We start from the raw sequence: 23224 nt of genomic DNA on the forward strand, positions 1-23224 counted from the left end.
TCTTAATCAATAAGCATGACCGCTATCGTCGCGGATCGCCTTTTCATCCACCTTGCCCCACAGCACGCGATAGACCCATGACGTATAGGCGACGATGATCGGGATGAAGATGAGGGCGACGACCAGCATGATGAACAGCGTCATATGGCTGGAAGATGCATCCCAGACCGTCAGGCTCGATTTCGGATCGACCGAAGACGGCAGGATGAAGGGAAACATCGTCAGCCCCACCGTTGCGATGATGCCGAAAATGGCGAGCGAGCTGGAAAGCAGTGCCAGCACTTCCCTACGGACCCGGAGCAAGACGAAAGCGACGAGTGGGAAGACAAGACCGAGCGCCGGCGCCAGCATCATCCAGGGATGCGCCGCATAATTGGCAAACCAGACACCGCCCGCAACCTCTACCGTCTTCGACAGCGGATTGGACGGACCGTCGGTGACGACCTCCGAGGTGAAGCGATAACCATCGACACCGAGCCACAGAAAGACGCCGCCGAGCGCAAAAAGAACGGTGGTGGCAAGCGCCGCGATGCTGCCGAAACCGCGAGCACGGGCCGCGACTGGACCATCCGTCTTCAGCACCAGCCATGCGGCACCGTGCATGACGAGCATGGCGACGGATACGAGGCCGCAGAGGATGGCGTAAGGGTTCAGAAGCTCGAACAGCGTCGTGCCATCGTAGAAAATCCTGAGGTCGTCATTGAGGTGGAAGGGAACGCCCTGCAGCACATTGCCGATGGCCACGCCGAAGATTAGCGCCGGAACGAAGCCGCCGATGAAGAGCGCCCAGTCCCAGCCGGTGCGCCAGGCGGCGCTTTCCCGCTTGGAGCGATATTTGAAACCGACCGGCCGCAGGATCAGCGCAAACAGGGTGGCGAACATCGCCAGGTAAAACCCTGAAAACGACACTGCATAAAGCGGCGGCCACGCGGCGAAGATCGCGCCGCCGCCAAGGATGAGCCAGACCTGATTGCCTTCCCAAACGGGGCCGATGGAATTGATGACGACACGCCGCTCGATATCCGTTTTCGCCACGAAGGGCAGCAACGCGCCGGTACCGAGATCGAAACCGCCGGTCACGGCAAAACCGATCAGCACCACGCCAAGCAGCAGCCACCAGATGACGCGGAGGATTTCGTAGTCGATGAGTTGGTGCAATATCATGATCGTTTACTCCGCAGCGACGAGTTTTTCAGGAACGAGCGGCGCTTCCGGCTCATGGTCCGGCTCGGGCCCCTTGCGGATCGCCTTCAGCATCAGCCCCATTTCGACGATGAACAGCACCGTGTAGATGGCGATGAAACACAGGAGCGTGATGAGGACCGTGGAGGCGCTGAGGCTGGAGACGGCCGCGGCCGTGGGCAGCACGCCCTCGATGATCCATGGCTGGCGGCCGAATTCGGCCACCACCCAGCCCATTTCCGCCGCGATCCACGGCGAAGGAATGGCGAAGACCGCCACTTTCAGCAGCAGTGGGTAATGATCCAGCCGGCGGCGGGCCGAGAGATAGAAGAAAGTCGCCGTCAGCAGGATGAAGAACATACCGAGGCCGACCATGATGCGGAACGACCAGAACAGGGTCGGCACATGCGGAATCGTATCCGCCGCCGCCTTGGCGATCTGCTCTTCATTCGCCTGGCGCGGATCGTCGACATATCGTTTCAGCAGCAGGGCATAACCGAGCTCATGGCCGAGTTCGGCAAAGGTGCCGCGCACCTCTTCCGGCAACTCCGCGCCCTTACCGGTGGCCCGTATCTGCATCAGCGCGTCATAGGCCTTGATACCGTCGCGGATGCGGGTCTTGGCCTGCTCCACCAGATCGTTGATGCCCGGAATTTGCGTGTCGAGCGAGCGGGTGCCGATGAGGCCCATCACCCACGGGATCTTCACCGCGAAATGCGTTTCGCGTGCTTCCTGATCGGGAAAACCAATGGCCGTGAAGGGTGCCGGGGCCGGCTCGGTTTCCCACATGGCCTCGATGGAGGCGAGCTTCATCTTCTGGTGTTCGGTGGAGAGATAGCCGCTTTCATCACCCAGCACGACGACCGACAGCGCGGACGCCAGACCGAAGGAGGCGGCAACCGTCATCGAGCGCTTGGCAAGATCGACATGACGGCCTTTCAGCACATACCAGGCCGAAACACCGAGGACGAAGATGGAGGCCGTGACATAACCCGCAGACACCGTGTGGACGAACTTCGCCTGCGCCACCGGGTTGAACAGGACCTCGAAGAAGTCAGTCACTTCCATGCGCATGGTCTGGGGATTGAAGGCCGATCCCGTCGGGTTCTGCATCCAGCCATTGGCGATCAATATCCATAGCGCCGAAAAATTCGAACCGAGCGCCACGCACCATGTCGCGACGAGATGGCCGAGTTTCGACAGCTTGTCCCAGCCGAAAAAGAACAGGCCGACGAAGGTGGCTTCCAGGAAGAAGGCCATCATGCCCTCGATGGCCAGCGGCGCACCGAAAATATCGCCGACATAGTGGCTGTAGTAACTCCAGTTCATGCCGAACTGGAATTCCATGACGATGCCGGTGGAAACGCCGAGCACGAAGTTGATGCCGAACAGGGTGCCCCAGAATTTCGTCATCTGCCGCCAGACCGTGCGGCCGGTCATGACATAGACCGTTTCCATGATGGCGATCACCACCGACAGTCCGATCGTCAGGGGAACGAACAGAAAGTGATATAAAGCCGTCACTGCAAATTGCAGGCGCGACAGCGCCACTATGTCGAGTTCCATAGTCCTATCCACCTTTTCCGGAAGGCCGGCCTTCCATTTCAAAGACGACGCCGGCTCTCAAAAAATCTCAGTCCGGGCGCAGTGTCTCCAGCACTACGCCGTATTCCGGGGTGCCGCTTTGACATTCATCAAATTGACGCCCCTCTTTCAGCACGATGATGCGATCGGCAAATTCCGCCTCGCGGCGATTATGGGTGATCATCACGACAGTCTTTCGCTGCGCCCTCGCAAACAGCCGGGTGAGCACGTCGCGGGCGGTGTCACCATCCAGCCCTTCCGTCACCTCATCAAGAAGCCAGAGCGGCCGGTCGGCGAGCAGGAAACGGGCGAGCGCGAGCCGGCGCGACTGGCCGCCGGAAAGTCCCTGGCCCGCCTCGCCAAGCCTTGTCTCCAGCCCGGCGGCCAAGGTTTTGACGTGTTCGGCAAGGCCTGCCGCCTCGAGCGCGTCCCATAATTCGGCCCCGGTTGCGGTGGGTTTCGCCAGCCGCAGATTGTCGGCGATGCTGTCGCGGAAAAGCTGGCTTCGCTGCGTCATAAGAGTGGACGGCAGGGCGTTGACCGTGCCCGTAGCCGGCCGCAATTCACCCGCCAGAAGCTGGATGAGGCTTGTCTTGCCCGCACCGCTCTGGCCGATGATGGCAACCCGTTCCCCGGAGGCGATTGCAAGGTTGATATTCGTCAGGACCGGATTGTCGTTCCCTTCCCGCTCCAGACGCACGTTTTTTAGCTCTGCCGCCATGCCGTCGACCGGCGAGACGGGACAGCGGCCTTCAGACGTTGCCGAAAGACGCGGCGCAATGCGCCTTGCGGAAAACAGCGTGCGCCCAAGTTCCATCGCTCCACGACGCAGCGCCGTAAAAGGCTCCAGCGCGGCAAAACAGACGAGCAGCCCGAGAGCCGCGGTCGGCGCGTTCACCGCCCCCTGTTCCGCAAGCCAGGCCATGCCGAGAAGGGCGGCGCTCAAAAGAAGGGCCGCTGAAACACCGAAGGAAAAACCGGCACTGATTTCGATGCGGTTCAGGGTATCATCGCAGGCAGAGAGGTAGTCATCCGCCCGCTTTACCGCCGCGACCTGCGCGGAAAGGCGGCCGGTGGTCAAAAGCTCCGTCTGCCCGCTCACGAGATCGGCCGTGCGGGCCCGAAGGGCTTCCAGCCCGATTGCCCGGCGGCGCGAGAATGTTTCCGCCCGCAAGGCGGCGCGAACCGAAATTCCAAGCCCCGCCGCGACGAGGAAAACCGCCGCCAGAATGCCCGCCAGAGGATGGAGAAAAGCAAGCCCGAGGCCTGTCGCGATTGCGGCAAGGATCGCCACGGCAGCGGGAACCAGCACGCGCAGATAAAGCGAATCCAGCGCATCGATATCCGCCGTCAGCCGGTTCAGCAGGCGCGCAGGCCTCGCCTCCAGGGATTTCGCGGCCTGCGGCGCGGCAAAGCCGCGAAACAGCTTTTCCCGAAGTGCTGCAAGCACGGAAAGCGTGGCGTCATGGGTCGTCATGCGTTCGCCGTAACGGGCGGCGGTGCGCGCCAGCGCCAGAAGACGAATGGCGGCCGAAGGCGCAAAGACATCGAAGGCATAGGCAGTCGCCGGCAGAAGACCGGCAATTGCCGTTGCGGTGATGAACCAGCCGGAAACGCCGAGAAGGCCGATGCCAGCCAGCACCGTCGTTACCGCCAGAGCCGCGCCCGCCAGCAGCATGCCGCGCCGCGCCGACCAGAACAGGCCGATAATGGGTTTCAATATCGCAAAACGCGCGATCATGGCTGCCCCCTCGAATGGATCGCCGTCATATCCACGATCCTGTCCATGCGCGCCGCAAGCACCGGATCATGGGTCGCGACGATCAATGTCCTGCCATTTGCCAGTTGCAGCAGGTTTTCCGTGACAAGGGCAGCCGTTTCCCGGTCGAGATGGGCTGTCGGCTCATCGGCCAGAACAAGCTGCGTTGCGGGGTCTGCGAAAGCACGCGCAATGGCAAGCCGCACCGCCTCCCCGCCCGAGATTCCATATCCGCCATCGCCGATCTGCAGGCGCCGGCGCGCCTGCGACAAGCCATCGAGCCCGGTGCGGCACAGCGTCTCTTCCACGATGCCATCGCTGACAACCGAACGGCCGAAGCGAATATTCGCCTTTAGCGAACCGGCAAAAAAGAACGGCTTCTGGCTGACCCAGCCAATCGTCCTGCGCAGCCCATCCGCCGTCGCATTATCGAGCTTGACGCCGCCGATCCTCATCGAGCCCTCTCCAGCCTCGGCCAGCCCGGCAATCAAGGAGAGTACAGTGGATTTGCCACAACCGGAAGGCCCAAGAATTGCTACCCGCTCACCCTGCTGAACGGTCAGGTTGAGATTTTGGATGACAGGTGGGTTGCTTGGATAAGCGAAGGAGAGATTGTCGATCTCCAGCAGGCCGGGCATCGGGGATGGGACAGACGCCACATCCGCGCCCTCACCCGCGATTGCCGCACCGCCGGCCGTCAATTTGCCGAGCGCATCAAGTGCGGCTTCACCGGCCGCGCGGTCGTGCCAGACAGCGGAGAGTTCCCGCAGCGGCTCGAAAAAGGCCGGTGCCAGAAGCAGGATGAAGAGGCCTTCGGCAAGTGTCAGCTTCTCGCCCCAGGCGCCGAAATCGAGAAAACCGAGCAGATGAAAACCGATATAGACGGCGGTCATGGCAACGCCGAGCGCTGCGAAAAGCTCCAGCACCGCCGAGGAGAGAAAGGCGATCCTGAGCACCGCCATCGTCCGCTTCTTCAGGTTCTGCGCATCGGTGCTGAGACGTTCCGCCGTCAGATCGACTGCTTTAAGCGTGCGGATCGTTTCCAGCCCGCGCAGGCGATCGAGCAGGAATGCATTCATATTGCCCGTCTCCGCAAGCTGCTTTTCGCTGGCGGCCTTGGCCTGCCAGCCGATGAGCGCCATGAAAAGCGGGATGGTTGGCATGGCGAGCAGCAGCACCAGTGCCGCAATCCAGGTAAAGGGCAGGATCGCCAGCACGAAAACCAGCGGCACGATGGTCGCCTTCATCCGCGCCGGCTGGAAACGGGAAAGATAAGGCACCAGCGCTTCCGCCGCCTCGGCCACGACGCCTGCCGCCTCACCGGAGGCGGTGCGCGACAGATCGAGCGGGGAAACCTTCGCCACGGCCTGCAGTGCTTCCAGCCGCCGCTGCGACAGCGCCGCACGAGCGGCACGAAACGACAGCCGCGCCGCGATCTTTTCCAGCCATGCCTTGATGAGGCCGAGGATGAGAACCGCGGCCGCAGCCGGCACGATCGCCATCATCGGCGCGCCATCGGCAATTCTTCCGACTGAAAAGGCAAGCAAACCTGCCTGCGGCAGCCAGAGCAAAGCCGCCAGCACATGCAGCAAGGCAACGGATTTTCCAACCGCCGGCACGCTTGTCATTTTCACCCGCCCGGCGGCTCTGTCGCGAGAGGTTTTGCGATTGGCATTGCTGAAGAAGCGCCGACGCGTCGCATCGGGCGAGACTCCAACCGGAGCGGGACAGGCTGCGCCGTCACCATCGGCCCCCTGGCGGATTTCCACGGACATGCTCACGGCCGATCTCCTCACCCATCCTTCTTCGTGCCACGGGGTCTGGCGAGGGAGACGATCTTGTCCTTGGCCTCCAGAAGCTTCGTAACCTTCGAACCGAGCGCCAGAAGCGAAGCCAGCCTTTCCGTCTCCAGCCGCTTCACATCGTCATACCAGCCGGTCAGTTGCTCGATCAGCGTCTTCATCTCGTCGATGCGCTTTTGCGCATGCCGCTCATCTTCGTTTTCCGGCGTTTCCATCAGAATTTCGCGTAGCACGCTGAGCGTGGGATCGATCTCGCGCTTCTTGCGCTCTTCGGCAAGGGTGCGGAGAATTTGCCAGACATCGTCAGGCGTCGTGAAAAAATCGCGCCGGTCGCCGGGAAAATGCTTGAGAATTGCAAGGTTCCACGCCTGCAACTCCTTCAGACTCATCGACACGTTGGAACGGGAGATGCCGAGCGCCTCCACAATCTCGTCCGCACACAATGGCTGCGGCGAAATATAAAGCAAAGCATAGACTTGGCCGACAGTGCGGTTGATGCCCCAGCGGCTGCCCATCTCACCGAAATGCAGCACGAAGGACTGAACGAGCGGGGACAAGTTGGTCGGCATTTTTACGTTTCCTGAATTTTCAGTAATTTCTGAAATTTCGATAACGCAAAAAACGACGAGCGGCAAATCACCTTTTTGACCTGCGTCAAAATGTGCAAATGGGCAGAGACGACGTCGGTAAAGACGGTCGTGGGTGCAGCCCGGAGCCAAATATGCGGCGATCGTGTTGGGGGGTATGACAGGCTGGAGCGTTTGCTGGCGTCCGTCACTTTCCCACCGTCATTCCGGCCTTGAGCCGGAATCCAGCCAGCCCAAGTCCTTGGGCTGAAAGGACTCTCTCGCCGCGCAGACGCGCGTCGGCTGGATTCCGGCTCAAGGCCGGAATGACGTGCCTAAAGCATTTGATGATATCGATAACATCTTCACGAGTCTCCACGGGCAAGAACCCGCCGAAAAAATCGGCGGCGGGATGACCCGCCGCCGATCAAAACGTCGGCGCATTCGCGCGTAGAAACCTTACTTACGAAAAAGCGATCTGCACCTTCATCGCACGGCTGCGGTCCGAGGCGAATTCGAAGGCCGAGATGGCGTCGGCGAGATCGACGGTCTGGGTGATGAACGGCTTGACGTCGATCAGGCCCTTGCGCATCAATTCGACCCCGGTGGCGAATTCCTCGTGGAAGCGGAAAGAGCCGCGTAGATCCAGTTCCTTGGCGGTGATCGCCATCATCGGCAGGCTCATATCGCCGCCAAGGCCGAGCTGGACGATGATGCCGCGCGGACGAAGCGCCGCAATGCCGCCGGCAAGCGCCACGGCCGCGCCCGAGCATTCGTAAAGAACGTCGAAAGTGCCCTTGTTCGCGCCGTAAGCGGCAAGTGCGTCGGGCTCATCCTTGCTGTTGATAACACGATCCGCACCCGCTTCTTTCGCCTTGGCGAGCGTGAAATCCGAAAGGTCTGTGGCGACGATTTCAGCGGCGCCGGCGCGGCGCGCGGCCAGAATGGACAGAATGCCGATAGGGCCGCAGCCGGTGACGAGCACGCGTTTCCCCAGCAAATCGCCAGCGCGGCGCGTGGCATGCAGCGTTACCGCCAGCGGCTCCGCCATGGCCGCCTCGCCAGCGCTAAGCCCATCGGCCGGCACGCATTGCAGGGCGTCGGCCACCAGAACCTCACGGAAAGCGCCTTGAATATGCGGGAAAGGCATGGCGCTGCCATAAAAGCGCATGTTGAGGCACTGGTTGTGCAAGCCTTCCTGGCAGAAGCGGCAGGTTCGGCATGGGCGGGAAGGCGAAACGGCAACCAGACCGCCGACCTTCAACCCTTCCACGCCCTCGCCCAGTTCTTCGATGACGGCGGAGACCTCATGGCCGAGCACCATGGGTTCACGAAGCCGCACCGCGCCGAAGCCGCCATGGTTGTAATAATGCAGATCGCTGCCGCAAATTCCGCCCCGGACCAGACGAAGCCGCACTTCTCCCGGGCCCGGCGCTTCCTCGGGCCGCTCCTCGATGCGCACATCCTTCGCCCCATGGGCAACAATCGCTCTCATAAATATCTCCCGTTCGACATCGCGCCTGAGCGGCGCGACAAAATAATCCGCATCCCTGTCACCGCCGCCTGCCGCGCATTTGCACGTCGTGCGGCCTCCCCGCCCGCCCAATCCGTACCGAAACCGGGCGTTTAAGCCTTGACATCCACGTCTGAAAGGGATGAATGTTATCGATAACATAAACCTGTATGAATGCAATGTCGAGAGACTGGAGGAAACAGTGGGCCTTAAATTGTTCGATCTTTCCGGCCGCCGCGCCCTGATCACGGGTTCGTCCCAGGGCATCGGCTTCGCGCTGGCGCAAGGGCTGGCGGAAGCCGGAGCGGAAGTGGTGCTGAACGGGCGCGACGAGGGGAAGCTGAAAGCCGCCGCCGCCGGCATCAAGGGCGCGAAAACGCTTGCCTTCGACGCCACCGATCATGAAGCGGTGCGCAAGGCCATCGACGGTTTCGAGGCGGAAGTCGGTCCCATCGATATTCTGGTCAACAATGCCGGCATGCAGCACCGCACGCCGCTCGAGGATTTTCCGGCAGATGCCTTCGAGCGCCTGTTGCAGACCAACATCGCCTCGGTGTTCCATGCCGGACAGGCGGCCGCGCGCCACATGATCAGCCGCGGCCGTGGCAAGATCATCAACATCGCCAGCGTTCAGACCGCCCTTGCCCGCCCCGGCATCGCGCCCTACACCGCCACCAAGGGCGCCGTCGGCAACCTGACGAAAGGCATGGCGACGGACTGGGCCAAATACGGCCTGCAATGCAACGCCATCGCACCCGGTTATTTCGACACGCCGCTCAACGCGGCACTGGTGGCGGACGAGACCTTCTCGGCATGGCTTGAAAAGCGCACGCCCGCCGGTCGCTGGGGCAAGGTCGAAGAGCTTGTCGGCGCCTGCATCTTCCTGTCGTCCGATGCCTCGTCCTTCGTGAACGGACATACTCTCTATGTCGACGGCGGCATCACCGCTTCGCTTTAAAAACACCGAAATCGGATGGCCGGCTGCGGCCGCCATCCGGTTTTGAACCGACGATACCACGACACTTTGGGAGGAGGCCGTGAACACCATGACCGAGAAGAACAAAGTCGCCCTCATCGGCGCCGGCGCCATGGGCGGGGCAATCGGCACACGGCTCACCGAGACCGGAAATCAGCTGACGGTTTTCGATCTGGATGCGGAAAAGGTGGCGGCGCTGACGAGCCTTGGCGCACAGAGCGCGGGTACGGCGGCGGAAGCGGCTTCGGTTTCCGATGTGGTCATCCTCAGCCTCAATTCGCCGAAAATCGTTCGCATCGCCGTCTTCGGCAAGGATGGCGTCGCGGCGGGGGCGAAGCCCGGCACGCTCATCATCGACATGTCCTCCATCGATCCGGAAGCGACGAAGGAACTGGCGGCCGATGCCGCCGAAAAAGGCCTGCGCTGGGTGGACAGCCCGCTTTCGGGCGGCGCGCCCAAGGCGCTCATCGGGCAATTGACGCTGATGGCCGGCGGCAGCGAAACGGATGTGGCCGATGCCCACCGCGTGCTGCGGCATGTGGCCAGCAATTATACCCACATGGGACCCTGCGGCGCGGGGCAGACGACAAAACTTATCAACCAGGTTCTGTGCGGGCTGAACTTCCTTGCGGTGGCGGAAGCAACGCAGCTTGCGCTGGATGCCGGCGTCGATGCCGCCAAAATACCGCAGGCGCTGAAGGGCGGCCGCGCCGACAGCGCTATCCTGCAGGAATATATGCCGCGCTACGTGGCGAAGGATTACCGCCGCACCGGCCGCATCGACAATATGGTAAAAGACCTCAACGGCGCGCAGGATCTCGCCCGGCGCACCAACACTGCCATGCCGCTGACGGCGGTTTGCGCCGAGGTGCACCGCATGCTGACGGCGGCCGGGCTGGGTGGGGAGGATCAGGCCGCGCTGATGGAATATTTCACCGGCGCGAAACGCACCTTTCCCGACTGATTGCCCGGCAGACATGGATGGCAGGAGCCTGTTGATACAGCCCTTGCGGGCCCTTAACGGCCATTGCGAAATTGTCCTTCAGCGATGATGATCGGGCGAATCGGCACGGCAGCTGCCCCGATGACCGCAGACGCATGCATGCAAAGGACAATTTCCCGATGACACCCTCCACCACAGGCACGGGGATTGCCGGTCTGACCGTTTCTGGAAACGGTTTCACTGCCGAAATCGCTTACGAGGGCGCGACGCTTTTAAGCTGGCGGCCGGTCTCTGCCGATGGCGGCAAAAGTGAAAATCTTGTCGACGGATATTCGACGCCTGCCGAAATGCAGTCGCAAAATGGCGTGAGAAACGGCATTCTCGCCCCCTTTACCAATCGCATCCCGGATGGTCGGTTCAGTTTTGGCGGGCAGATGCACCACATTGAACCGGTGCTTGCCCATGAAGCCCTCGTCTTCCACGGATTTGCCAGAGCCCTGCCCTTCGCACTTGCCGAGTCTTTCGAGGAAAACGGCGCTCACATTCTCGTCTTCCGCGCCGAAATAGAGCCTGCGGATTTCATGGGTTATCCCTATCGGCTTGCCATCGAGGTGGAATATCGTTTCGCCGGCCATGAGGTCACCATCGACATACGCGGCATCAATCGCGATGACCGGCCCCTGCCTTTCGCCGCCGGCTGGCATCCCTATTTCCGGCTGCCCGGCACCACGTCTATCGATGATCTTCTCCTCACGCTGCCCTCGCGAACGGCAATTGAAACAGACGAGGATCTGATCCCCCTGCAGGACCCACAGGGCGGGATGATCAAACGGGACGACACCCGCTTTCTCCATACGCCGCTGGCCGGCCATGTGCTCGATGTCTGCTTCACCGACCTCATCGCATCCGAAAACGGGCTTTACGAGACGAGGCTGGAAAACCGGCACGACGGTTCGAGCCTGACGGTATGGCAGGAGCGCGGGCACATGCATGTCTTCACCGGCGATACGCTCGCCCGCGACAGGCGCCAATCTATCGCGCTCGAACCGGTGGAAACGCCGACCAACGCCTTCAACCAGCCGGAACTCTCGGATGCGATTACACTGCAACCGGGCGAGACGCGAAGCTTCCGCTTCGGTGTTCGTTTCGAGACGGGGCGCTGATCAAGGCTCGATGATCGCTCAGATATGTGTCGTCGGCAGCGAAGACGACAGCTTCACCGTTTCCATCGAGATATAGGCGGACATGTCGTAAAGCTCGACGCGGCGCAGGATCTGTTTGTAGATCGTGTCGTAATATTCAACATTCGGCAGCACGAGTTTCAGAATATAGTCGAAATTGCCGGTCAGCCGGTGAACCTCGACAATTTCCGGTATGGTGCTGACGGCGGCATGGAACCGGTCCAGCCAGTCCTCCGCATGCAGGCCGGTTCTCACCAGCAGGAAAACCGTGGTCGGCAGGTTGATCTTGCGCCGGTCGAGCAGCGCCATCGTACCCGTCACATAACCTTCCGCCCGCAACCGCGTAATGCGCCGCGAACAGGCGGACAGCGACAGCGACACTTCCTCCGCAATATCTGCAAGCGGCGTTTCTGCATTCTCCTGGAGAATCGCAAGGATTCGGCGGTCACGGTCATCAATCATCGGCGAAGGATGCACAGGTTAGCGCAACAGCGCAAGAAATTTGCGATCTTTAGTGAAAGAACGCCCTAATTTTACATCTAGGCCATGAAATCCCTTCAAAAACGCATGCCGTTTTCGCCCAGAGGATGGCATTATTATTTTAATCAAACTTGATAAGGGAACTCTTATGAAACGGATCGGCCTGATTGGCGGCATGAGCTGGGAATCCACCGCAACCTATTACCGCATGATCAACGAGGCCGTGCGTGACAACCGCGGCGGGCTGGTTTCGGCCGACATCGTCATGCATTCGCTCGATTTTTCAGAGGTCGTCGCCCTTCAGAAGGCCGATCGCTGGGATGAGGCCGGTGCCCTTCTGGGCGCTGCCGGCGCGCGACTTGCCAATGCGGGCGCCGATTGCGTGCTGATCTGTACCAACACCATGCATCTGGTCGCGGACACCGTGGAGAAGATGTCCGGCGTGGCGCTGATCGATATCATCGATGAAACCGCCGCAGCCCTGAAGGCGGACGGACGCCGCAAGCCGCTTTTGCTCGCCACCCGCTACACGATGGAACATGGTTTCTACACCGACCGCATGCGCCGCCATGGCGTAGAGGTGGTCGTGCCCGATGCGGAAGACCGGGCTGCAATTCACGACATCATCTTCGGTGAACTTTGCCAGGGCGAAATCAAGTCCTGCTCGCGAGAGCGTTATCTCGCGGTCATCGAGAAGGCCCGCGCACTCGGCGTCGATTCCGTCATTCTCGGCTGCACCGAGATTTCGCTGCTGATCGATCCCGATGCCCTGCCGCTGCCGGGTTACGATTCGACCGCCATTCACGCGAAGGCCGCCGTCGGTTTCGCCCTCGGAAACAAGGCCCTGAACAGAGCCGCATGAATGTGTCGCCTCTTTGCCTATTCCGGTAAGCCGGTCTGGCTCGACAGTCTGCTGATCGAGCCGGAAGCATCGCTGGTCAGCCAGTCCATGGCCGCAAGGGAAGCGAAAACCGTCGTCAATGGCGATGGCTGCGGTCTTGGCTGGTATGGCGAACGCGGAACGCCCGGCGTTTTTCGCGATACAAGGCCCGCCTGGTCCGACGCCAATCTGGCAGCGCTTTGCCACCAGCTCCGCTCGGGCATGTTCATGGCCCATGTCCGCTCCGCCACGTCAGGCGAAGTGTCCCGCGCCAACTGCCATCCCTTTGCGCATGGGCGATACCTGTTCATGCATAACGGCCAGATCGGCGGTTACGAGCAGATCAGGCGCGACATCGATTCCCTCATCCCCGACGATATCTATGCGTCGCGACGCGGCACCGGCGACAGCGAAGCGATCTTCCTCATCGCCGCCGGGCATGGCCTCGATGCCGAGCCGGTTCGCGCCATTTCCACCGCGCTGCGGCTCTGCCAGGAAAAGATGATGGCGGCAGGTGTTTCTTCCGCGCTGCGATTCAGCGCCGTGCTGATGGATGGCGATTGCCTGCATGCCTTCCGCTGGTCAAGCGACGACAAGCCGCCGACACTCTACTGGCGCGGGCTCGACGACGGCATCGCATTGAGTTCCGAACCCTTTTCCTTCGATTGCGCGCCCTGGTGCGCCGTTCCCCCCAATACCAGGGTGACGATCCGCGCCGGCGAGATGGCGATGGAGCCTTTTCTCCTGCCGTAAACAGCGCCATTGGCGACGATCGCAGCCGGTTTTTACACCCGCGCCACGACAGGTCGGCGCGGCGGCAGCGCTGCCCTGTTTATTTTCATTGAATTTTCGCAACCGCGAAGGCTAGTGTGTGATCCGATAGTTCGAAACAGATTTCAGGACCGGTGAACCATTTCAGAAGTATTGCAGCCTCTTCCCCTTTTCCGAGCGATGCCCGGCATCGCAAGGACCAAGAAAATTCGCTGAAGAACGGCGCAGACAGGGCGATCAATGCCTTCGGCGATCCTTTGGGCGCCGAGAAAAACACTTATTTTTCATTGCGCTAAGCTGTTCAATTTTCCGAAAAAATTGCTGTTGCCACGCCTCCATATCGATGCATAAACTGGCATCAGCAAAGGCAAGCCGGATCAACCTCTCAGACCCTCTCCTCCCACCAAGGTGCTGACCGACCAATGATCAATAATCTTAACGCCGCCGATCTTCCCCGTCCCGCCCCGCGCAGTTCCAACCCGGAAATCATGGCGTCGGAAATCATCGAACGCCTCACCTACCGTATCGGCAAGGACGTCAAGGTTGCCAAGCCGCATGACTGGCTGACCGCAACCATCCTCGTCGTCCGCGACCGCATCATCGACAAGTGGATGGAATCCACCCGCAAGGCCTATGCCAATAATTCCAAGCGCGTTTATTATCTGTCGCTCGAATTCCTGATCGGCCGCCTGATGCGCGACGCCATCTCCAATATCGGCCTGATGCACGAAATCCGCGATGCCCTGTCCTCGCTCGGCGTCGATCTGGATGTCATCGCCGGTCTGGAGCCGGATGCGGCGCTCGGCAATGGCGGTCTCGGCCGGCTTGCGGCCTGTTTCATGGAATCCATGGCGACCGTCGACATTCCCGCCTATGGCTACGGCATCCGTTACGTGCATGGCCTCTTCCGCCAGCAGATGGCGGATGGCTGGCAGGTGGAACTGCCGGAAACCTGGCTGGCGCACGGCAACCCCTGGGAATTCGAGCGCCGCGAAAGCTCCTATGAGGTCGGCTTCGGCGGCTCGGTGGAAACCATCGGCGGTTATGAAGATCCGCAGCGTTTCGTCTGGAAACCGGCCGAACGCGTGATCGCCATGGCTTACGACACACCGGTCGTCGGTTGGCGCGGCACCCGCGTCAATACGCTTCGCCTGTGGTCGGCGCAGCCGATCGACCCCATTCTGCTAGCCGCCTTCAATGCCGGCGACCATATCGGTGCATTGCGCGAAAGCAACAAGGCGGAAAGCCTGACGCGGGTTCTCTATCCTGCGGACGCGACGCCCGCCGGTCAGGAACTGCGCCTGCGCCAGGAGTTCTTCTTCTCCTCCGCCTCGCTGCAGGACATTCTGCGCCGCCATTTGCAGCAATATCCCGATTTCACCTCGCTGCCCGAGAAGGTCTCGATCCAGCTCAACGATACGCATCCGGCCATTTCCATCGCCGAAATGATGCGTCTTCTGTGCGATGTGCACGGTCTGGAATTCGAGGAAGCGTGGAAGATCACGCAGGGCACGTTCTCCTATACCAACCATACGCTTCTGCCGGAGGCGCTGGAAAGCTGGCCGGTGCCGCTGCTCGAGCGTCTTCTGCCAAGACATATGCAGATCGTCTATGCGATCAACGCCAACACGCTGGTCTACGCCCGCAAGGAAAAGAAGATGGCGGATCAGCAGATCCGTTCGATCTCGCTGATCGATGAAGGCGGCGAGCGCCGCGTGCGCATGGGCAACCTTGCCTTTATCGGCTCGCATTCCATCAACGGCGTTTCCGCCCTTCATACAGACCTGATGAAGGAAACGGTCTTTGCCGACCTTCACAGCCTTTATCCTGAGCGTATCAACAACAAGACCAATGGCATCACACCGCGTCGCTGGCTGATGCAGTGCAATCCGGGCCTGACCAGCCTGCTGCGCGAAGCAATCGGCGACGATTTCCTCGACGATGCGGAAAAGCTCACCGCGCTCGACCGTTTTGCCGACGACGCCGGTTTCCGCGAAAAATTCGCCGAGGTGAAGCGTCTGAACAAGGTGCGGCTTGCCAATACGGTGGCGCAGCGCATGGGCATCCGCGTCGATCCTTCGGCCATGTTCGACATCCAGATCAAGCGTATCCATGAATATAAGCGCCAGCTTCTGAACCTCGTGGAAACGGTCGCGCTTTACGATCAGATCCGTTCCCACCCGGAACTGGATTGGGTGCCGCGCGTTAAGTTCTTCGCAGGCAAGGCGGCGCCGAGTTATCACAACGCGAAGCTGATCATAAAGCTTGCCAACGATATTGCCCGGGTCATCAACAACGATCCGGCCGTGCGCGGGCTTCTGAAAGTGGTGTTTGTTCCGAACTATAACGTCTCGCTTGCGGAAATCATGGTTCCCGCCGCCGACCTTTCCGAACAGATATCGACGGCCGGCATGGAAGCTTCCGGCACCGGCAACATGAAATTCGCACTCAACGGCGCGCTCACCATCGGCACGCTCGATGGCGCCAACGTCGAAATGCGCGATCATGTCGGCGCGGAGAATATCGTCATCTTCGGAATGACGGCGGATGAAGTGGCCAAGGCGCGCGCCGAAGGCCACAATCCCCGCGCGATTATCGAAGGATCGGCCGAGCTGTCGCAGGCGCTGTCTTCCATCGCCTCCGGCGTGTTCTCGCCGGATGACCGCTCCCGTTTCGCCGGCCTGATCGACGGTATCTACAACAGCGACTGGTTCATGGTCGCCGCCGACTTCGACGCCTATGCCAATGCGCAGCGCGAGGTGGACGCGATCTGGAGCGATCCGGACAGCTGGTATGCCAAGACAGTGCGCAACACGGCGCGCATGGGCTGGTTCTCGTCCGACCGGACAATCCGCCAATATGCCACCGAGATCTGGAGAGCCTGATGAAAAAACCGCTCAATTCGGCCGAAGAGAAAAAGACTGGCGACATCACGAAGGCTGAAATCGAGGCGATCAAGAGCGGTTTGCATTCCAATCCCTTTGCCCTTCTCGGCGTTCACGAAACGCCGGAAGGGTTTTCCGCCCGCTGTTTCATTCCCGGCGCCGAGGAGGTTTCCGTCCTGACGCTGGACGGAAATTTCGTGGGCGAATTGAAGCGGCTCGATCCGGATGGCTTTTTCGAAGGCCGCATCGATCTTTCGAAGCGGCAGCCTGTGCGGTATCGCGCCAGCCGCGACGATGCCGAATGGGCGGTGACCGACCCTTACAGTTTCGGCCCGGTTCTCGGCCCCATGGACGATTATTTCGTCCGCGAAGGATCGCATCTGCGGCTCTTCGACAGGATGGGCGCACATCCGCTGAAGCTCGAGGGCGTCGAAGGTTTCCACTTCGCCGTCTGGGCTCCCAATGCGCGGCGTGTTTCCGTCGTCGGCGATTTCAACAATTGGGATGGCCGCCGGCATGTCATGCGGTTCCGCAAGGATACCGGCATCTGGGAAATCTTCGCGCCTGACGTCTATGCCGGCTGTGCCTACAAGTTCGAAATCCTCGGCGCAAACGGCGAGCTTCTGCCGTTGAAGGCAGACCCCTATGCGCGGCGCGCCGAGTTGCGGCCTAAGAACGCCTCCGTCACCGCGCCGGAACTCACCCAGAAATGGGAAGATCAGGCCCACCGGGAACATTGGGCGCAGGTGGACCAGCGCCGCCAGCCGATCAGCATTTACGAAGTGCATGCCGGCTCCTGGCGGCGGCGCGAGGACGGCACGTTCCTGAGCTGGGACGAACTGGCCGCCCAGCTCATTCCCTATTGCACGGATATGGGCTTCACCCATATCGAGTTCCTGCCCATCACCGAACATCCCTATGACCCTTCCTGGGGTTACCAGACGACCGGGCTTTATGCGCCGTCCGCCCGTTTCGGCGATCCGGAGGGCTTTGCGCGTTTCGTCAATGGCGCTCACAAGGTCGGCATCGGCATCTTGCTCGATTGGGTTCCGGCGCATTTTCCAACCGACGAGCACGGCTTGCGCTGGTTCGACGGAACGGCGCTTTACGAACATGCCGATCCGCGTCAGGGTTTTCACCCCGACTGGAACACGGCCATCTATAATTTCGGCCGCATCGAGGTGATGTCCTACCTCATCAACAATGCGCTTTATTGGGCCGAAAAATTCCATCTCGACGGCCTGCGCGTGGATGCGGTCGCCTCGATGCTCTATCTCGATTATTCCCGCAAGGAAGGCGAGTGGATCCCCAATGAATATGGCGGGCGGGAAAATCTCGAATCCGTCCGCTTCCTGCAGAAGATGAATTCCCTCGTCTACGGCACCCATCCGGGTGTCATGACCATTGCCGAGGAATCCACCTCCTGGCCGAAAGTGTCGCAGCCGGTCCACGAGGGCGGCCTCGGCTTCGGCTTCAAATGGAATATGGGCTTCATGCACGACACGCTGAGTTATTTCTCGCGCGAGCCGGTGCATCGCAAGTTCCACCATCAGGAGCTGACCTTCGGCCTGCTTTACGCCTTCAGCGAAAATTTCGTGCTGCCGCTTTCCCATGACGAGGTGGTGCACGGCAAGGGATCGCTGATCGCCAAGATGTCCGGCGACGACTGGCAGAAATTCGCCAATCTGCGGTCCTATTACGCCTTCATGTGGGGCTATCCCGGCAAGAAGCTGCTGTTCATGGGGCAGGAATTCGCACAATGGAGCGAATGGAGCGAAAAGGGCTCGCTCGACTGGAACCTGCGCCAATATCCGATGCATGAGGGCATGCGCCGCCTCGTGCGCGATCTCAACCTCACCTACCGTTCAAAACCCGCTTTGCACGCCCGCGACTGCGAACCGGAAGGTTTCCGCTGGCTTGTGGTTGATGACCACGACAATTCCGTCTTCGCCTGGCTGCGCATGGCGCCGGGTGAAAAGCCGGTGGCGGTCATCTGCAATCTCACGCCGGTCTATCGGGAAAACTATTATGTGCCGCTTCCGCTTGCGGGGCGGTGGAGGGAGATTCTCAACACCGACGCCGAAATTTATGGCGGCAGCGGCAAGGGAAATGGCGGACGCGTTCAGGCGGTCGATGCCGGCGGCGATATCGGGGCGATGCTCGTCCTGCCGCCACTCGCAACGATCATGCTCGAGCCGGAAAACTGACAGACAGAGAGGGAGGACACCATGTCGGAAAAAAGAGTTCAGCCTTTGGCACGCGATGCAATGGCCTATGTCCTCGCAGGCGGCAGAGGAAGCCGCCTGAAGGAGCTGACGGACCGCCGGGCAAAACCCGCCGTCTATTTCGGCGGCAAGGCGCGCATCATCGATTTTGCGCTCTCCAACGCGCTCAATTCCGGCATTCGCCGCATCGGCGTCGCCACGCAATACAAGGCGCACTCGCTCATCCGCCACCTGCAGCGCGGCTGGGACTTCTTCCGCCCTGAACGTAACGAAAGCTTCGATATCCTGCCGGCCTCCCAGCGCGTTTCCGAAACGCAATGGTATGAAGGCACGGCCGACGCCGTCTACCAGAACATCGACATCATCGAGCCCTATGCGCCGGAATATATGGTCATCCTCGCCGGCGACCACATTTACAAAATGGATTACGAATACATGCTGCAGCAGCATGTCGATTCCGGTGCGGACGTGACGATCGGCTGCCTTGAAGTGCCGCGCATGGAAGCGACCGGCTTCGGCGTGATGCATGTGAATGAAAAAGACGAAATCATCGACTTCATCGAAAAACCGGCCGATCCGCCGGGCATTCCGGGCAATGAAGGATTCGCGCTCGCCTCCATGGGCATCTATGTCTTCCACACGAAATTCCTGATGGAAGCCCTGCGCCGCGACGCCGCCGACCCGACTTCCAGCCGCGACTTCGGCAAGGACATCATTCCCTATATCGTCGAACACGGCAAAGCCGTCGCCCATCGCTTCGCCGATAGTTGCGTTCGTTCGGATTTCGAGCATGGCCCTTACTGGCGCGATGTCGGCACCATCGACGCCTATTGGCAGGCCAATATCGACCTGACGGATGTGGTGCCGGACCTCGATATCTACGACAAGTCCTGGCCGATCTGGACCTATGCGGAAATCACCCCGCCGGCGAAATTCGTGCACGATGACGAGAATCGCCGCGGCTCGGCCGTGTCTTCGGTCGTCTCCGGCGATTGCATCATTTCCGGCGCCTCCCTGCAACGCAGCCTGCTGTTTACCGGGGTGCGCGCTAATTCATACTCCCGCCTTGAGAATGCCGTAGTACTGCCGAGTGTGAAGATCGGGCGTCACGCCCAGCTCAGCAATGTCGTCATCGACCATGGCGTGGTCATTCCGGAAGGACTGATTGTTGGAGAAGACCCAGAACTGGATGCCAAACGTTTCCGCCGCACCGAAAACGGCATTTGCCTTATCACCCAATCGATGATCGACAAGCTGGACCTGTAGAGCCCATGAATGTCCTTTCGGTTTCATCCGAAATCTATCCCCTGATCAAGACCGGAGGGCTCGCCGACGTTGCCGGCGCGCTCCCCATAGCGCTGGAAGCCCATGGCGTCACGACGCGCACATTGATACCCGGATATCCGGCGGTAAAAGCCGCCGTGACGGACCCCGTCAAATGTTTCGAATTTACCGATCTGCTCGGCGAAAAAGCCGATGTTCTCGAAGTGCGGCATGAGGGGCTCGACCTCCTCATTCTGGATGCGCCGGCCTATTACGAGCGCTCAGGCGGCCCTTATCTCGACCAGACCGGTAAGGATTACCCTGACAACTGGAAGCGTTTCGCGGCGTTGTCGCTGGCTGCGGCCCGCATCGCCGCCGGCGCGCTTCCCGGCTGGCGGCCGGATATGGTGCATGCCCATGACTGGCAGGCCGCCATGGCGCCGGTCTATATGCGTTATGCCGAAACGCCCGAGATTCCGAGCCTTCTCACCATCCACAACATCGCTTTTCAGGGCCAGTTCGGCGCGAATATCTTCAGCAAGCTTGCATTGCCCGCCCATGCCTTCGGCATGGAGGGCATCGAATATTACAACGATGTGAGCTTCCTGAAGGGCGGCTTGCAAACGGCAACGGCGCTCAGCACCGTCAGCCCGTCCTATGCCGAGGAAATCCTCACCCCGCAATTCGGCATGGGCCTGCACGGCGTCATCGGCAGCCGCGCCCATGTGCTGCACGGCATCGTCAACGGCATCGATGCCGATGTCTGGAACCCGGCGACGGACCATCTGATCCACGACAATTATTCGGCCACCAATCTCAAGAACCGCGCGCTGAACAAGAAGGCTGTCGCCGAACATTTCCGCATCGACGATGATGACAGCCCGCTTTTCTGCATCATCTCCCGCCTCACCTGGCAGAAGGGCATCGACCTCATGGCGGAAGCCGTGGACGAGATCGTTTCCCTCGGCGGCCGTCTGGTGGTGCTGGGCGCCGGCGAAGTGGCGCTGGAAGGCGCGCTTCTGGCGGCGGCATCCCGCCACCATGGCCGCGTCGGCGTTGCTGTCGGTTACAACGAGCCGCTGTCGCATCTGATGCAGGCGGGCTGCGATGCGATCATCATTCCCTCGCGTTTCGAACCCTGCGGCCTCACCCAGCTTTATGCGCTACGCTATGGCTGCATTCCGGTCGTCGCCCGCACCGGCGGCCTTGCCGACACGGTGATCGACGCCAACCACGCCGCCATCGCCAATAAATCGGCGACCGGCGTGCAGTTTTCACCCGTTACGCTCGATGGTCTGAAACAGGCGATCCGCCGGACCGTCCGTTATTACCACGACCCGAAACTATGGACACAAATGCAGAAACTCGGAATGAAATCCGATGTTTCCTGGGAAAAGAGCGCCGGTCTTTACGCCGCGCTTTACAGCCAGCTTATTTCGAAAGGCCATTGAAACAATGATCAAGACCGTTCAGACGAAGCCCTATCAGGACCAGAAGCCGGGCACATCCGGCCTGCGCAAGAAGGTGCCAGTCTTCGCACAGGAAAATTACGCCGAGAATTTCATCCAGTCGATCTTCGACGCGCTTGAGGGCTTTCAGGGCCAGACGCTGGTGATCGGCGGCGACGGCCGTTATTACAACCGCGAAGTCATCCGGAAGGCGATCAAAATGGCCGCCGCTGCCGGTTTCGGCAAGGTTCTGGTCGGTCAGGGTGGCATTCTCTCGACGCCTGCCGCCTCCAACGTCATCCGCAAATACAAGGCGTTTGGCGGCATCGTGCTTTCCGCCAGCCACAATCCCGGCGGCCCGAACGAAGATTTCGGCATCAAATACAATATCGGCAATGGCGGCCCCGCACCGGAAAAGATCACCGATGCGATCTATGCCCGCTCGAAGGTCATCGACAGCTACAAGATTTCCGACGCCGCCGATATCGATCTCGACAAGGTGGGCAGCTTCAAGGTGGACGAACTGACGGTCGAGGTGATCGATCCGGTTGCCGATTACGCCGCCCTGATGGAAGAACTGTTCGATTTCGCCGCCATCCGCGCGCTGATCGCCGGCGGTTTCAAGGTCGTGGTCGATTCCATGAGCGCCGTCACCGGGCCCTATGCCGTGGAAATCATCGAAAAGCGCCTCGGCGCGCCGAAGGGCTCCGTCCGCAACGCAACGCCGCTGCCGGATTTCGGCGGCCATCATCCCGACCCGAACCTTGTCCACGCCAAGGAGCTTTATGACGACGTCATGAGCCCGGAAGGCCCCGATTTCGGCGCGGCCTCCGATGGCGATGGCGACCGCAACATGGTGGTCGGCAAGGGCATGTTCGTCACCCCGTCCGACAGCCTCGCCATCATCGCGGCCAATGCCAAACTGGCCCCGGGTTATGCCGCCGGCATTTCCGGCATTGCCCGTTCGATGCCGACGAGTGCGGCAGCGGACCGTGTGGCCGAAAAGCTTGGCCTTGGCATGTATGAAACGCCGACCGGCTGGAAATTCTTTGGCAATCTCATGGATGCCGGCAAGGTGACGATCTGCGGCGAAGAAAGCTTCGGCACCGGCTCCAACCATGTGCGCGAAAAGGACGGCCTATGGGCCGTGCTCTACTGGCTGAACATTGTCGCCGCGCGCAAGGAAAGCGTGAAGGACATCGTCACAAAACACTGGGCCGAATATGGCCGCAACTATTATTCCCGCCATGACTATGAGGAAGTGGATTCGGACGCCGCCAACACGCTGGTCGCAACCCTGCGCGAAAAACTCGCCACGCTTCCCGGCACCAGCTACGGCAATCTGAAGGTCGCGGCGGCGGATGATTTTGCCTATCACGATCCGGTCGATCAGTCGGTCAGCAAAAATCAGGGCATCCGCATCCTGTTCGAAGGCGGTTCGCGCATCGTGCTGCGCCTTTCCGGCACGGGCACTGCGGGCGCCACACTTCGCCTTTATGTCGAGCGTTACGAGCCGGATGCGGCCCGCCACGGCATCGAAACGCAGGAGGCGCTTGCCGACCTGATTTCCGTTGCCGATACGATCGCCGGCATCAAGGCCCATACCGGCCGTAGCGAGCCGAGCGTTATTACCTGAGGTTTTGTTCAGTTGCATCCGCCGTTGCTGCTGGAGAGGCGCAGAATCGAAAAGACGGGAGGCGGCCACAAGGCCGTCTGAGAGTAGTAACAGACCTCTCTCCAAACTCGACGTCATCCTCGGCCTTGTG

17 protein-coding genes are annotated in these 23224 nt (G+C 60.7%); 10 read left to right on the top strand and 7 right to left on the bottom strand.

Annotated elements, in window-relative coordinates:
* Positions 1-6: 6 nt before the first annotated feature.
* The 6 genes from cydB to RAC79_RS19385 form a co-directional block, all read right to left on the bottom strand.
* On the bottom strand, positions 7-1164 hold the full coding sequence (gene cydB / locus RAC79_RS19360; protein WP_174040191.1) for a cytochrome d ubiquinol oxidase subunit II: 1158 nt from the start codon (positions 1162-1164) through the stop codon (positions 7-9).
* 6 nt (positions 1165-1170) lie between these two features.
* Positions 1171-2748: a cytochrome ubiquinol oxidase subunit I gene (locus RAC79_RS19365; RefSeq protein ID WP_174040190.1), complete on the bottom strand. Its 1578-nt coding sequence runs from the start codon at positions 2746-2748 to the stop codon at positions 1171-1173.
* Between the two features lie 67 nt (positions 2749-2815).
* On the bottom strand, positions 2816-4507 hold the full coding sequence (gene cydC, locus RAC79_RS19370) for a thiol reductant ABC exporter subunit CydC (protein ID WP_174040189.1): 1692 nt from the start codon (positions 4505-4507) through the stop codon (positions 2816-2818).
* Positions 4504-6300, bottom strand: a complete 1797-nt coding sequence (gene cydD / locus RAC79_RS19375) for a thiol reductant ABC exporter subunit CydD (RefSeq protein WP_142845724.1) — start codon at positions 6298-6300, stop codon at positions 4504-4506. Before cydD ends, cydC begins: the two co-directional genes overlap by 4 nt.
* Before the next feature lie 17 nt (positions 6301-6317).
* Positions 6318-6896 (bottom strand): GbsR/MarR family transcriptional regulator, encoded by a 579-nt coding sequence (locus RAC79_RS19380; protein WP_142845717.1) that lies wholly within the window; start codon positions 6894-6896, stop codon positions 6318-6320.
* A 460-nt stretch (positions 6897-7356) separates the two neighbouring features.
* Positions 7357-8388, bottom strand: a complete 1032-nt coding sequence (locus tag RAC79_RS19385; protein WP_080857685.1) for an L-idonate 5-dehydrogenase — start codon at positions 8386-8388, stop codon at positions 7357-7359.
* A gap of 220 nt (positions 8389-8608) precedes the next feature.
* Here RAC79_RS19385 and RAC79_RS19390 point away from each other — a divergent pair, with 220 nt between their 5' ends.
* The 3 genes from RAC79_RS19390 to RAC79_RS19400 all read left to right on the top strand — a co-directional run bounded on the left by RAC79_RS19390 (position 8609) and on the right by RAC79_RS19400 (position 11488).
* Positions 8609-9364, top strand: a complete 756-nt coding sequence (locus RAC79_RS19390; RefSeq protein ID WP_174040188.1) for an SDR family oxidoreductase — start codon at positions 8609-8611, stop codon at positions 9362-9364.
* Positions 9365-9452: 88 nt separating this feature from the next.
* A complete protein-coding gene (locus RAC79_RS19395; protein WP_080857684.1) occupies positions 9453-10346 on the top strand; it encodes an NAD(P)-dependent oxidoreductase in 894 nt (297 codons plus the stop codon).
* A 158-nt stretch (positions 10347-10504) separates the two neighbouring features.
* A complete protein-coding gene (locus RAC79_RS19400) occupies positions 10505-11488 on the top strand; it encodes an aldose 1-epimerase (protein WP_174040187.1) in 984 nt (327 codons plus the stop codon).
* An 18-nt stretch (positions 11489-11506) separates the two neighbouring features.
* Here the strand turns inward: RAC79_RS19400 and RAC79_RS19405 are convergent, their stop codons facing one another.
* Positions 11507-11968, bottom strand: coding sequence for an Lrp/AsnC family transcriptional regulator (locus tag RAC79_RS19405; protein ID WP_003522155.1), 462 nt, complete (start codon positions 11966-11968; stop codon positions 11507-11509).
* Between the two features lie 166 nt (positions 11969-12134).
* Between RAC79_RS19405 and RAC79_RS19410 the strand changes: the two genes are divergently transcribed.
* The 7 genes from RAC79_RS19410 to RAC79_RS19440 all read left to right on the top strand — a co-directional run bounded on the left by RAC79_RS19410 (position 12135) and on the right by RAC79_RS19440 (position 23094).
* Positions 12135-12848, top strand: a complete 714-nt coding sequence (locus RAC79_RS19410) for an aspartate/glutamate racemase family protein (RefSeq protein WP_065657370.1) — start codon at positions 12135-12137, stop codon at positions 12846-12848.
* Complete coding sequence (locus RAC79_RS19415) at positions 12849-13619, top strand: class II glutamine amidotransferase (RefSeq protein ID WP_065657371.1); 771 nt, start codon at positions 12849-12851, stop codon at positions 13617-13619.
* 440 nt (positions 13620-14059) lie between these two features.
* Positions 14060-16522, top strand: a complete 2463-nt coding sequence (locus tag RAC79_RS19420) for a glycogen/starch/alpha-glucan phosphorylase (protein ID WP_078052613.1) — start codon at positions 14060-14062, stop codon at positions 16520-16522.
* Positions 16522-18729 (top strand): 1,4-alpha-glucan branching protein GlgB, encoded by a 2208-nt coding sequence (gene glgB / locus RAC79_RS19425; RefSeq protein ID WP_142845719.1) that lies wholly within the window; start codon positions 16522-16524, stop codon positions 18727-18729. Before RAC79_RS19420 ends, glgB begins: the two co-directional genes overlap by 1 nt.
* Before the next feature lie 21 nt (positions 18730-18750).
* On the top strand, positions 18751-20013 hold the full coding sequence (glgC, locus tag RAC79_RS19430; protein WP_003522150.1) for a glucose-1-phosphate adenylyltransferase: 1263 nt from the start codon (positions 18751-18753) through the stop codon (positions 20011-20013).
* Positions 20014-20018: 5 nt separating this feature from the next.
* Positions 20019-21461 carry a glycogen synthase GlgA gene (gene glgA, locus RAC79_RS19435; RefSeq protein WP_078052611.1) on the top strand — a complete coding sequence of 481 codons (1443 nt, stop codon included), beginning with the start codon at positions 20019-20021 and terminating at the stop codon, positions 21459-21461.
* 4 nt (positions 21462-21465) lie between these two features.
* Positions 21466-23094, top strand: a complete 1629-nt coding sequence (locus RAC79_RS19440; RefSeq protein WP_174037279.1) for an alpha-D-glucose phosphate-specific phosphoglucomutase — start codon at positions 21466-21468, stop codon at positions 23092-23094.
* Positions 23095-23224: the final 130 nt, after the last annotated feature.

It is taken from the genome of Agrobacterium sp. LR_9 (genome assembly GCF_041954855.1).
Classification (GTDB): domain Bacteria; phylum Pseudomonadota; class Alphaproteobacteria; order Rhizobiales; family Rhizobiaceae; genus Agrobacterium; species Agrobacterium leguminum.